This is a genomic window from Acinetobacter sp. BSP-28 (assembly GCF_044130285.1).
GTDB lineage: Bacteria > Pseudomonadota > Gammaproteobacteria > Pseudomonadales > Moraxellaceae > Acinetobacter.
In genome coordinates this window covers 89,829-103,673 of the sequence record NZ_JBIQOB010000005.1, presented here as the reverse complement: position 1 = coordinate 103,673, position 13,845 = coordinate 89,829, and the positions used below count along the sequence as shown (strand labels likewise).

Annotated in this window: 10 protein-coding genes and 1 riboswitch; of the genes, 1 reads left to right on the top strand and 9 read right to left on the bottom strand. The window is 44.6% G+C overall.

The features are described 5' to 3' along the window. The first annotated feature begins 160 nt into the window (after positions 1-160). On the top strand, positions 161-916 hold the full coding sequence (locus ACE01R_RS05185) for a putative porin (RefSeq protein WP_395548619.1): 756 nt from the start codon (positions 161-163) through the stop codon (positions 914-916). Between the two features lie 44 nt (positions 917-960). Here the strand turns inward: ACE01R_RS05185 and recJ are convergent, their stop codons facing one another. The 9 genes from recJ to aceE form a co-directional block, all read right to left on the bottom strand. Next, positions 961-2,664: a single-stranded-DNA-specific exonuclease RecJ gene (recJ, locus tag ACE01R_RS05180; protein ID WP_395549498.1), complete on the bottom strand. Its 1,704-nt coding sequence runs from the start codon at positions 2,662-2,664 to the stop codon at positions 961-963. Then, the gene (gene pdxH, locus ACE01R_RS05175; protein WP_395548617.1) at positions 2,664-3,320 is read right to left on the bottom strand and encodes a pyridoxamine 5'-phosphate oxidase; all 657 of its coding nucleotides are present in this window, start codon (positions 3,318-3,320) and stop codon (positions 2,664-2,666) included. The genes recJ and pdxH overlap by 1 nt, the downstream gene beginning before the upstream one ends. A 9-nt stretch (positions 3,321-3,329) precedes the next feature. Beyond that, positions 3,330-4,661 (bottom strand): phosphoglucosamine mutase, encoded by a 1,332-nt coding sequence (gene glmM, locus ACE01R_RS05170; protein WP_395548615.1) that lies wholly within the window; start codon positions 4,659-4,661, stop codon positions 3,330-3,332. 125 nt (positions 4,662-4,786) lie between these two features. Then, complete coding sequence (guaB, locus tag ACE01R_RS05165) at positions 4,787-6,253, bottom strand: IMP dehydrogenase (RefSeq protein WP_395548613.1); 1,467 nt, start codon at positions 6,251-6,253, stop codon at positions 4,787-4,789. Between the two features lie 373 nt (positions 6,254-6,626). Next, complete coding sequence (locus ACE01R_RS05160; protein WP_395548611.1) at positions 6,627-6,992, bottom strand: YkgJ family cysteine cluster protein; 366 nt, start codon at positions 6,990-6,992, stop codon at positions 6,627-6,629. Positions 6,993-7,090: 98 nt separating this feature from the next. Continuing rightward, positions 7,091-7,888, bottom strand: a complete 798-nt coding sequence (locus tag ACE01R_RS05155; protein ID WP_395548610.1) for an MBL fold metallo-hydrolase — start codon at positions 7,886-7,888, stop codon at positions 7,091-7,093. Between the two features lie 181 nt (positions 7,889-8,069). After that, positions 8,070-8,645 (bottom strand): TMEM165/GDT1 family protein, encoded by a 576-nt coding sequence (locus tag ACE01R_RS05150; RefSeq protein ID WP_395548608.1) that lies wholly within the window; start codon positions 8,643-8,645, stop codon positions 8,070-8,072. A gap of 73 nt (positions 8,646-8,718) precedes the next feature. Next, positions 8,719-8,859: riboswitch (yybP-ykoY riboswitch) on the bottom strand. Between the two features lie 189 nt (positions 8,860-9,048). Beyond that, on the bottom strand, positions 9,049-11,076 hold the full coding sequence (locus tag ACE01R_RS05145) for a 2-oxo acid dehydrogenase subunit E2 (RefSeq protein WP_395548606.1): 2,028 nt from the start codon (positions 11,074-11,076) through the stop codon (positions 9,049-9,051). Positions 11,077-11,078: 2 nt separating this feature from the next. Then, positions 11,079-13,793 (bottom strand): pyruvate dehydrogenase (acetyl-transferring), homodimeric type, encoded by a 2,715-nt coding sequence (gene aceE / locus ACE01R_RS05140; protein ID WP_395548604.1) that lies wholly within the window; start codon positions 13,791-13,793, stop codon positions 11,079-11,081. Positions 13,794-13,845: the final 52 nt, after the last annotated feature.

Here is a 13,845-nt window from a genome sequence, read left to right as displayed (position 1 = left end):
CATCAAATGGCCCATCTTCGGATGGGCCATTTTTTTGCTTTTAAATAAATCATTTAGACAGGAAATGCTCATTGACTGTACGGCTATTTAATATACAATTTGTTACAACTATAAGATAAAATCATGCTGAATCACTTTAATAACAATTGGGGAACTTTCTATGTTTAAAAAAATTGCGCTTGCTACAGCACTTCTTGCTGGTCTGGGAACTGTACATGCCTACAAAGCTGAACTGGGAGGTACAATTGCTATTGTGGATCCAGACAATGCGGATACTTCTACCGGTTTTGGAATTGATGGAACTTACTACTTTAATTCAGTGCTAGTTAAAAATGATCCATACAATGAAGCTGCATTTTTAAACCGTGCCAGCAATGTGAATGCCAGCCTTTCTTATATTGATTATGATCATTATGAAAATACGATATTCAATGTCGGTATTGAATACTTTGTTCCAAATTCCGATTTTTATATAAGCGGAAATCTTGGTCAAGTAAGTGAAGAAGAGGAAGGCTTTGACGATTTTGATACTACGCTTTATTCGGCAGAATTAGGCTATTTACCTGTACCTGGCTTATTGCTTGCTGCAGGTCTTGCCGGCTATGACAATGATATAGATGATGGTATTGACCCCACTTTACGTGCCAAATATGTAACTCGAGTTGGTCAGTATGATATGAATTTTGAAGCAGGCGCGAATTTTGGCGATCTTGATGCCTATAATTTAGGTGCCGACTTATATCTGGATAATACCTTCAGCTTAGGTCTTGGTTTTGCGGACAGCGATGTAAAAGATAGCGACGTATTTACCATTCGTGCAAAAAAATTCTTGAATCAACAAGTCAGTCTGGAAGGTTCCTTCAACTTTGCTGATGCAGGTAATGTCTTTGCTGTACGTGGTGCATATCGCTTCTAAATTTTTTAAATGACAAACATAAACCGCTCCACTGAGCGGTTTTTTTACTGTTCCAGATGAATCACTCGCAGCTGTAAACTGACGTTGCCATTAAATTCATTTTTATCAATTTCATAGACTAATCGTACATTGTCTTGCATGGCATTAAATTCAAATTTTTCACGGGCATTAAAAGCGATCGCTTCCACAATTTGACCATTTTGCAAAGCCAGGCGCAGCTTTAAATGTATTTCTTTCAGCCAGCGATAATCCAGAACCTTGAAGACCCCTTCAAAAATCGGTGATGGAAACTTTTGTCCCCAAGGAGTTAAATTTTGCAGAAAATCCACGGTTTCAATGTGAAAATTTTCTGTGGGCAATTCACCATCGGTCCATAAAGTGGCATGAAACAGTGACTCATCCATATTTGAGATTAAAGCTTCAAAAGCCTGCTTAAATTCATCAAAATGCTGTTTTTGAATGGTCAAACCTGCAGCAGCGGCATGTCCGCCAAAATGACTGACCAAATGTGGATGCTGCTCGGCAATCATTTCAATCGCATCACGTATATGCACGCCTTCAATAGAGCGGGCAGAGCCTTTAATATGAATGCCATCTTCATCCGCGGCAAAAACAATACTGGGACGATGAAACTGTTCTTTTAAGCGACCGGCCACAATCCCAATCACGCCCTGATGCCAATGTGGCTCAAACAGAATGAGCACAGCTGGTAAATGATCTTGGTCCAACTCCAGCTGGGTAAGTTCAGACAAAGCCTCTTGCTTCATCTGGGTCTCGACCTGACGGCGCTCAGTATTCAATTGATTTAATTGTTGTGCCAGAGGATAAGCGCTTTGCATGTCTGCAGCCAGGAGACATTCAATGCCAATATCCATGGTTTCCATACGTCCAGCCGCATTGATACGCGGACCTAATACAAATCCTAGATCTTGAGCTTTTAAGAAGGCTGGATCACGTCCGGCAATATCCAGTAATGCACTAATCCCTGCACGACACTGATTTTGCCGTATGCGCTTTACTCCGGCATCGACCAAAATACGGTTGTTATAATCCAGACTGGCTACATCGGCATAGGTACCTAAAGCTACCAGATCGAGATATTGGGCCACTTTTGAGGTTGATTTGCCTAATTGGCTGCGATAACTGGACAAATTGGCGAGCAGATAAAACGCCACCCCCACCCCGGCCAAAGCCTTGCTGGGGAATTCACAGCCCAACTGGTTCGGATTGACCACGGCTTCTGCTTTAGGCGTTTCTTTGGTGGTGAGATGATGATCGGTAATAATCACCTGCATGCCATGTGCTTGTGCCTGTTCCACCCCGGCATGGCTGGAAATACCATTATCTACCGTAACCAGTAAATCTGGCTGAAAAGTGCTAAAAGCCAGATCGGCAATTGCAGGCGTCAGTCCATAACCATATTTAAAACGGTCCGGCACCAGATACGCGACATTCGCCCCCATATCCCGCAAGGCTAAAATCATCAATGCCGTACTGGTGGCACCATCGGCATCATAATCTCCCACAATGACAATTTTCTTTTGCTGATCAATAGCTAAGTCAATCAGCTGAATCGCTTGCTCTAAACCCTTCATGGTCGGCGCTAAAAGATGCTTCAATTTCAGTTCAAGTTCTTGTTCCGATTGCACACCGCGGCGCGCTAAAATTTGCGCAATAAACGGCGACACGCCCTGAAAGTTTTCAGGGCGTGTAATAAATGGTCTTTGCTGAATCAGTGTTTTTGGCATTAAGGCATGAGTCGTTGTAAGTTCCACTTACCGTCGATTTTTTCATAACACAAGCGGTCATGTAAACGGTTAGGACGACCTTGCCAAAATTCATAATAATCCGTTTGCAGGCGATAGCCGCCCCAGAATTCAGGTTTTGCCAATTCTGCTTTATCGCTCACCTGATCTTGCAAAATCTGAAAACGAGTCTGTAGTTCCTCACGACTGACAATCACACCACTTTGTGGCGTACTGATATGCGCTGCAATCTGGCTGTCTCGCGGGCGTTTATGATAATAATCTGTTGATTCCTCTAAAGAGATTTTTTCAACGCGGCCACCAACACGAATTTGGCGTTCTTGCTCAGGCCAATAGAACAACAGTTCTGCATAAGGATTTTCTGCCAGATCCAGACCTTTCTGGCTGTCATAATTGGTATAAAAATCATAACCTGCTTCAGTCGCACCGCGTAATAATACGGTACGCACATGCGGACGACCTTGTGCATTGGCAGTTGCCAATGACATGGCATAGGGTTCATGCAGTTTTGCTTCTAAAGCATGGTTAAACCAGTTCAAGAATTGCTCATGCGGATTTTCAGCCACATGAGTCTCATGCAATTCCCCTTTCTGGTAACTTAAGCGAAGTTCGCTCAAGTCTTTAATCACATCATTCATATTGTTCCCCTATGCTGCGTTAGCACGTACACTGTCTGCAAGGTGATTAGCCAAATCAGTTACTTCCTGAAGGTTATCACCTTCAACCATCACACGAATGACGGGTTCTGTTCCCGACTTACGAATCAGTAAACGACCACGACCCTTCAATTGTGCTTCAGCCTGATCAAATTCAGCCACCAATGCAGGTACAGCATACGGATCAAACATTTCCGACAGACGTACATTGACCAATACATTCGGCAATAGGGTAAAACCTTCTACCAATTCATGCAGGGCTTTTTGCTGCTCGACCATAACGGTCAGTACCTGCAAGGCAGCAATAATGGCATCACCCGTCGTGCTTTTATCTAGCGTCAGGATATGCCCTGATGGTTCGCCGCCAATCACCCAGCCCTTTTCATCCAGAGCTTGCAACACATAACGGTCACCCACGCTGGCACGTACAAATGGAACTTGCGCTTTTTCTAGGGCCAATTCAAGTGCCATATTGCTCATGACCGTACCGACAATGCCCGCAGGCTTGTGCTTGCCCTGAGTGGCCAGAATGTACAGGATATGATCCCCGGTGATTTGCTCACCATGTTTATCCACCATAATCACGCGGTCTGCATCGCCATCAAAGGCAATACCCAAATCGGCCTGATGTTCAAGCACTGCCTTTTGCAGGTTTTCCGGATGGGTTGAACCACAGTCTTGATTGATATTTAGGCCATCTGGCTCATTATATAATGATACAACTTTGGCACCCAATTCTTTAAATACCGATGGTCCCACGTTATAGGCAGCGCCATTGGCACAGTCCACCACAATTTTTAAGTTACTGAGGTCAAAATGGTAAGGGAAAGTGGATTTACAGAATTCAATATAACGGCCATTGGCATCTTTCACCCGCACACTTTTACCCAAGTTTGCGGTGTCTTCTATTTTTAACTCTTTTTCCAGTTCCTGGTTAATAGCTTCTTGAATCTCATCCGGCAGTTTTTTACCTTCGCTAGAGAAGAATTTGATGCCATTGTCGAAATAAGGATTGTGCGAAGCTGAAATCACGATGCCCAAACTGGCGTGTAAAGCTCGGGTTAAATGGGCAATCGCAGGGGTAGGTAAGGGACCAAGCAAATGCACATATACACCCGCCGCATTGAGACCGGCCTGTAATGCAGATTCTAAAATATAGCCTGATAAACGCGTATCTTTACCCAACACAACAATCGGTTTTTTCTTATTACTGAATTGTTTTAAAACTTTACCTGCAGCAAAACCCAACTTCAGGGCAAATTCAGGTGTAATTGGAAGCTCCCCAAACTTTCCACGAATTCCATCTGTTCCAAAATAACTCATTCTCTACTCACTTCTTATACATTTATAGGGAAATTAATCATCCCATTTTACTGTAAATACTTTACACCAAAATCAAAAAAGCCGTCATATAAATGACGGCTTTTCCTGATTTTGATTACTAAAAATCAACCAACACGGTAGTTCGGTGCTTCTTTGGTAATGGTCACATCATGCACGTGTGATTCAGACATACCCGCGGCTGTGATTTTCACAAACTTCGCATTTTGACGAAGATCGTTCACGGTTGCAGAACCGGTATAACCCATAGAAGAACGCAGACCACCCATCATTTGATGAACGATGTTACCCATAGGACCTTTGTAAGGTACGCGACCTTCAATACCTTCTGGTACAAGTTTTTCCTGACCGGCTTTAGCGTCCTGGAAATAACGGTCAGCAGAACCTGTTGCACCCGCCATTGCACCCAATGAACCCATACCACGGTAAGCCTTGTAATAACGGCCCTGGAAGAATTCAACTTCACCCGGTGCTTCTTCAGTACCCGCCATCAATGAACCGACCATAATCGTGCTTGCACCCGCACCAATCGCTTTCGCCATATCGCCAGAGAAGCGGATACCACCATCTGCGATCAATGGAATTTGCTCTTTCAAGGCATTGGCAACGCTGTCAATTGCAGAGATTTGCGGCATACCAATACCGGCAACAATACGTGTGGTACAGATCGAACCAGGACCGATACCAACTTTGACCGCATCCGCACCTGCATCAAGAAGCGCAAGCGCAGCATCACCAGTGGCAATATTACCGCCAATCACTTGAACTTGCGGATAGTTGGCTTTTACCCAACGAACACGTTCAATCACGCCGGCAGAGTGACCATGCGCTGTATCGACAACAATGGCATCTACACCTGCTTCAACCAATGCCTCAACACGGCTTGGTGTTTCTGCACCAGTACCGACTGCCGCACCAACACGTAGACGACCTAAGTCATCTTTGCAGCTGTTTGGATAAAGTTCCGCCTTACGGAAATCAGTGACTGTAATCAAACCTTTAAGTTCGTTGTTATCACCAACCACCAGTACTTTTTCAATGCGATTTTTTTGCAGAAGTGCCTGGATATTTTCTTTTGATTCGTTTTCGCGAACAGTCACCAGACGGTCTTGACCTGTCATGATATTGCTGACAGGTTGTTCCAGATTGGTTTCGAAACGTGTATCACGACCAGTCACAATACCCACAACCTTGCCATCTTTAACAACAGGCACACCGCTGATATTGTTGGCTTGAGTGATTGCAATCAGTTCACGAACAGTTGTTTCTGGCGTTACGGTGATAGGATCCTTCACCATACCCGCTTCAAATTTTTTCACACGGCGTACTTCTGCAGCTTGTGCAGCAATATCCATGTTTTTGTGCAAGATACCGATACCGCCATTTTGCGCCATTGCAATTGCCATACGGGATTCAGTCACCGTATCCATAGCTGCTGACACAAGAGGAATATTCAGGTTAATGCCACGAGTGAGGCGTGTCTTTAAGGAGACATCTTTTGGGAGAACAGTTGAGTAGGCAGGGAGTAATAAGACATCATCGAAGGTTAGAGCTTCTTGAACGATGGTCAACATAACAGTCTCACTGGTAATTTCCGTGCGCTATTATAAACAAAAAAAACAATTTTATTCATGCTAATTTCCCTTGGCAATGCAAAAAATAATTTATATCGCTGAATATTATTGAGTTTTTTGATTTAAATGCAGCGATTCGGGCGGAATTGATTTATACACATTTTATTTAAGCGCTAAAAAAATCGCTTAGATAGATAAATAGATCTCGTATTTGATCATCATCGCACTCAGCCATCATGCTTATTTTCCTCAACCTGAATACCTCGACTTTGTAGAGATAGCGATAAACTCAATTATTTTACTATCGCCTGAATCTATTCATAAAAAAAGCAGAGTCTTCACTCTGCTTTATCTGGAATTTCTGACTTGATCGTTAGACGACCTGATCAAAATCTTCATCATTGGTTGACTCAAAAACTTCAAGCGGCACAAAGGGGATCATGTTATGTGCCTGTCTTGCCTTGTTGCATTGTTCATCGGCAATTTGCACTTCCTTACACGAGGAACTGCGTGCCTCATACATGCCACAGCTCACCTGCTTGCCTATTTCACCCATTAGGGCAATACAGCGTGGTGATGTTTGATTGGTACCTGCCATACACGAATATACTGCTGTTACAGGTTCCGTATAGTGTTCGGGCATGGCCAGACCTTCTGCCCAATAAAATGAAACTCGAAAATAGGCGCAGCACGCGCCACAACTTAAACAGGCATCCTGAGTGGGTACTTGAGACAACATTCTTATAAATTCTCGTCATCAAAAAAAGTTTTTTTGCAGGCAGAAAATATAAAAAATGTTGTTTTTCTACACAAGAAAAATTTGAAATTTTTCTTGAACTATTCAGGACAAGTAAAAACTGTTTCATCCATTAAATCGACACCGCATTCCAGCGTTTCAATCCAGTCCAGGAACTGATTGATCTGTTCTTTTCCAATAAATGGAGTTCCATGCTGCGGCACAATCATTTCCACATCCATGGTACGCACCATGTTCACCCAAAGACGAATCACTTTATTGCAGCACATATAACGCTGATGGAAGCCTTTCATCTTCGGAATATGCGCAGCAAAATTTTCCAGCGGTTTAGAGGCATCTTCAACCATCGATGCTCCCATATCGCCAGAAAACAGAATTTTGGCAATCGGATCATAAAACTGGAAATTACCGACCGAGTGCAGGAAATGTGCCGGAACGGCAATAATGCTCGATTCACCCAATGGAATCACCTGACCATGGTCAGGCAACTCGACCAGACGATCTAGCCAGTTCCCTTTCATCCGGTCACTCATGAAAGCCGAGTTCAAATGCGGTAAGAAACGTGCCCATAATTTTGATGCCACCACTTTGGCCTCGGTATAGACCAGCCAGCGTGGCATAGAAGTAATAATGTCGGGGTCTTGATGGGATGCCATGACATAATCAAGATTGGTTAGACGGGTATATTTGTTCAGTTCCATCGTCAATGGAACGTAGGTCAAGTCGCCACCTGGATCCAGCACTGCAGCACGTTCATTATCTAGTATTAGAAACTGGTTTGCCTGTACACCTTCACCTTTCACTAAACTGGTAAAACTAATACATTTATGCGTACCATTATCAAATAGTACTTGTGATGTGGTGCGATCAAACGCCATACCCATTCCCCAAAATATCGTTTTTAGACTAACTTTTTAATTCCTCTCAACATATAGGGATTCATGGGAATTTACAACAAAATAACCTATGAATATTGGTATATTTATCAGTAAATTGTGATGCGTTTTGCAATAAAAAATCCCGACTAAAATGCCAGGATTTTTTCACTATGATTCAACTTTAGAAGAAATAATGTTGCACCAAGGTTGCAACACCAATAATCAAGAATATGCTTGCGCCAATCTTATGAATTAGTGGAATTGGCAATTTATCAGCCAGCTTATTTCCGACAAAGACTGCTGGTGCATTGGCAATCATCATACCAATTGTCGTTCCTAGCATCACCCAGAATACACTGTCAAAACGCGCAGCCAGAGCAACGGTTGCCACCTGGGTCTTGTCGCCTATTTCAGCCAGGAAGAACAACACAAAGGTTGCACCAAACACGCCATATTTTTGCCATTTATTAATATTATCGGTTTCATCTTCAAGTTCGTCTGGAACAAGCATCCATAGTGCCATCGCGATAAAACCAACCGATACAATCCACAACAATACATCTGGATTAAGGACTGTAGTAATCCACTGACCCAGTACAGCCGATATACCATGATTCAACAAGGTCGCCAGTAAAATGGCAAGTAGAATAGGAACGGGTTTACGAAAGCGTGCCGCAAGTAAAAGTGCTAATAATTGAGTTTTATCACCCATTTCAGCGAGGGTAACAATAGCGGTAGAGATAAGCAGTTCATACATGTGATCTTTCTCTGGCTAGCAAAATTTGCCGATGACTTATCGCTCCTGCTAGCCAAAATCTGCGGAGTGATAAATCAAAGGTCTTGCCAACAAAAGAAGCTTAAAAAAAGCTGATTTGGTTCTTTGCTATGATGACCATGTTCTGTTGAACAATTATGTTGACCATCACCTTTTTACATTGCGTAAAAAGCGGCTACTCCCCAATGAAGTGCATGCATTTTAAGCTGAAAGATAAAAATTTTCAAATGACTTTAAACATATCATTTTTAAGCTGAGCAATATTTTACGCAGCCGCATTCCTCTTCTCCTCCATGCCATGGATGAGCCTTTGCATTTCTCAATACCAAGGCCCTTTCATAAAAAAACCCTGCCGAAGCAGGGTTTTAGCGAACATCAAGTTAAATTAGAGCAATAAGCTACGGATATCCGCTAGCAATTTGGTCAGTTTATGGGTAAAGCGTGCTGCATCTGCACCATTAATCACACGGTGGTCGTAAGACAATGACAGCGGCAACATCAGTTTAGGATCGAAGCCTGTGCCATTCCAAACCGGTTGCATAGTGGCTGGTGAAATACCCAAAATCGCCACCTGAGGCCAGTTCACCAATGGAGTGAATGCAGTACCGCCAATTGAACCCAGGCTGGTAATGGTGAAGTTGGCACCTTGCAAGTCTTTCGGTGACAATTTCTTGTCACGGGCTTTCTTGCTCAATTCACCCAGTTCAACTGCAATTTGCTTGATTGATTTTTGATCTGGATTGCGCAATACCGGCACAGTCAAACCATCCGGTGTCGCTACCGCGATACCCATATGGATTTCATTACGTAGCAATACCGATTTTTGATCATCCGCCAAATGGCCTGCAAAATACGGCTCTTCCTTCAACAGATGAGCGACTGCTTTTGCAATGAAAGCCAGAATCGTCAAACTAATGCCATCCTGTTTAAACTTAGCCTTGAGATTACCACGCCATGCCTCAAGCTCGGTAATATCTGCCAGGTCAAACTGCGTCACCTGTGGAATGTAATTATTCAACGACAACTGCGGCACAGAAACCTGTTGCAGACGGGTCATGGCTTTTTCTTCAGTACCGCCAAAAGCACTAAAATCAGGAAGTTTAGGCAAACCAGAAACTTGTGCTACGGCCTGTGCTACAGGAGCGGCTTGCGGAGTTGTCAGACGTGTTTTCACATAAGCAAAAACATCTTCTTTCATCAAACGTGCATGCGGACCTGATGCTTTCACTTCAGCAAGTACCACACCCAACTCACGAGCCAGCTTACGTACCGCAGGACCTGCATATACTTTGGCATTGGCAGCATTCTGCTCTTTGCTCAGCTTATCAGCTGATTGGCCTGGCGCTTGTTCTACAGATGTAGCCGCTTGTGGCGCTGCTGCCGGAGCAGGTGCTGCTTTGGCTGCGGGAGCAGCTTCAACTTTGGCTGGCTGAGCTATAGCAGCTGCTGCCTGTCCTTCCGCTTCGATGGTCATCAGAGCCACGCCTTGGCTGACACTTTGCCCCACTTCAACATGAATGGCTTTAATCACGCCTGCTGATGGGCTTGGCACTTCAACGGTGGCTTTATCTGACTCAACCACAATAATGCTTTGATCCGCTTCAACCGTGTCACCGACTTGAACTAAAATTTCCGCGACAGCAGCTTTATCTACCCCTAAGTCTGGCACTTTCACTTCTATATCCCCAGCAGGCGCTACGGATACTTGTGCTACTGTTTCAGCCTTAGCTTCAGGGGCTGTTTGTACAGAAGCCTGTTTAGCCGGAGGAGGAGCCTCTTGCTGTGTAGCCGGTGATGAACCCGCAGTTTTCACCGTCAGGATGACCACACCCTCTTTGACCGTGTCACCTTCGCGGATTTCAACACGCTCAACCGTACCTGAAACGGTACTTGGCACTTCTACTGTAGCTTTATCAGATTCAACCACTACGATGCTTTGATCGACAGAAATTTCATCACCCACCTGAACCAAAATTTCGCCGACCAGGGCTTTCTCTACGCCAATATCAGGTACTTTCACCTCAACCACTGCAGAGCTGCTGGTCTGGGTCGTTGCTGCTGAAGCTGCAGGTTGATGGGATGCCAGTTCCTGCATAATTTCTTGATCAGGCAAAGACGTCGGGGTATTTTCCGAAGCCTTTTGTGAAGCATCTGCTTCCTGGGCTTCAGTTGCGCCAGTTGAACCGTCTTCAGCTTCCAGTTCAATCAGTACCGAACCTTCTGAAACAACATCGCCCGCTGCAACCGTAATACTTTTCACAATCCCTGCCGAAGTGCTTGGCACTTCAACAGAAGCTTTATCCGATTCAAGCAAAACCAGGCTGTCATCTACCGCGACGCTATCGCCCACTTTCACTAAAATTTCAGCAACGGTAGCTTTATCTACCCCAATATCAGGTGTTTTGATTTGCATGCTTAGTTCTCCTCACCTGATTGTTCTTTATAGTCTGCAACTGCCTGAACTTCAGGATGTGCTTGAGGGGCCCAAGCGACAGGACGATCAGTATCAAGTTCGAAGCTGGAGATGGCATCTTTTACCAAACGTGCATCAACTTCGCCTTCATCAGCCAGTTTCTTCAAGGTCGCTACTACAATGTGCGCGGCATCGACACCGAAGTAACTACGCAAATTGCCACGGGTATCGGAACGACCGTAACCATCTGTACCCAAGGCTACGAACGGGCGATTGTCTGGAAGATAGGCACGAATCTGTTCGCTATAAGCACGCATATGATCGGTTGCAGAAACCACAATACCGTCAGTTTCACGCAGCTGTTGAGATACCCAAGATTCTTTGGTGTCTTCCGCAAGTGGATGCAGGCGATTGTATTCCTCACATGCCATACCATCACGTGCCAGTTCGTTGAAACTGGTGACACTCCACACGTTCGAGTGAATCTGGTATTCATCACGCAAGATTTTCGCAGCTTTAATCACTTCACGAAGAATCACACCTGAACCCATCAGCTGGACAGTGGCTTTGTCATCTTGTTCAAGCAGATACATACCACGCTTGATGCCTTCTTCCACGCCTTGCGGCATTTCAGGATGCTCATAGTTTTCGTTCATTACGGTCAGGTAATAGAACACACGTTCCTGATTGACATACATACGTTGTAAGCCATCATGTACGATGACCGCTAACTCATAACCAAAACATGGATCATAAGACACACAGTTCGGAATGGTGTTGGCCAGAATATGCGAATGACCATCCTGATGCTGCAAACCTTCACCGTTCAATGTGGTACGACCCGCAGTTGCACCCAGCAAGAAACCTTGTGCCTGTGCATCACCGGCTGCCCATGCGATATCGCCGATACGCTGGAAACCAAACATCGAGTAGTACATGTACATCGGAATCATCGGCAGGTTATTGGTTGAATAACTGGTCGCCAAGGCTGCCCATGCACTCATTGCACCGGCTTCGTTAATCCCTTCCTGCAACATGTGACCATCTTTGGCTTCACGATAGTTCATCAGCTGTTCTTGGTCTTCAGGAGTATATTTCTGACCATGTGCAGCATAGATACCCAACTGACGGAACATGCCTTCCAGACCAAAGGTACGTGCTTCATCCGGTACGATCGGAACAACGCGGTCTTTAATGGCTTTTTCTTTCAGCAGCGCTGAAATTAAGCGGACCATGACCATCGTGGTTGATTGTTGCTTGCCGTTTGAACCTTTTAATACGGCATCAAACACTGAAAGCTCTGGAATTGCCAAAACTTCACTATCTTTACGACGTGCAGGCAGATAGCCACCCAATGCTTCACGACGTGCCTTCATGTATTTAATTTCAGGCGAGTTTTCACTTGGACGGTAGAATGGAACTTCTTCAAGCTGTTCATCGGTAAATGGCAAGTTGAAACGGTTACGCACATACTTGAGTGATTCAAGCTGCATTTTCTTGATTTGATGCGTTTTATTGACCGCTTCAATTTCTTCAGACAGACCATAACCTTTAACTGTTTTCGCTAAAATTACGGTTGGCTGACCTGTAGACTTCATTGCTTCGGCATAGGCAGCATACACTTTGTAAGGGTCATGACCGCCACGGTTTAAGTTATCGATGTCTTCATCACTTAAACCTTTAACAAGTTCTTCAGCTTCTGGGTATTTACCAAAAAAGTGTGCACGCGTATAAGCACCACCTTTGACTTGATAACGCTGATAATCACCATCAACCGCTTCTTCCATCACGGCTTTTAAAGCGCCTGACTCATCTTTGGCAAGCAGCGGATCCCAATGACGGCCCCATACCACTTTAATCACGCGCCAGCCAGCACCACGGAACAAGGATTCAAGTTCCTGGATAATCTTACCGTTACCACGCACCGGACCATCAAGACGCTGTAAGTTACAGTTCACCACCCAAATCAGGTTGTCTAACTTTTCACGACCGGCAAGCGAAATCGCACCTGTACTTTCCGGTTCATCCATCTCACCATCGCCAAGGTAAGCCCAGACCTTACGGTCTTCTTCTTTAATCAGGCTACGGTTCATCAAGTATTTTTGAATATGCGCCTGATAGATCGACATGATCGGACCCAGACCCATCGATACGGTCGGGAACTGCCAATAATCCGGCATCAAGTAAGGATGCGGATAACTCGGTAAACCATTGCCACCCACTTCACGGCGGAAATTGTTCAGTTGATCTTCAGTCAAACGACCTTCAAGGAATGAACGTGCATAAATACCAGGGGCACAGTGACCTTGATAGTAGATCATGTCACCACCAAAGTGGTCGCTATTGGCACGGAAGAAGTGGTTAAAACCAACATCGTACAAGGTTGCAGAGGATGCAAAACTTGCCAGGTGACCACCCAGGTCGTCACCTGTTTTATTGGCACGTAACACCATCGCCAAGGCATTCCAGCGAATCAGGGCGCGGATACGGCGCTCCATATCTTGGTCGCCTGGCATAGCCGGTGTTTCATCAACTGAAATGGTATTGAGATAAGGAGTATTTAGACGCTGAATAGGAACATGCTTGGCAATCGCGCGCTGATAGAGTTTTTCTAACAAAAATGCAGCACGCTCAGTACCCATATGCTGTAAAACCGAGTCAAATGCGTCTTGCCATTCTTGGGTTTCCTGCGCGTCGGTATCACCATAAAACGCCATATTTCACCTATTCCTTGAGCTTATTTATAGTCTCTATATGTACCATACTTTA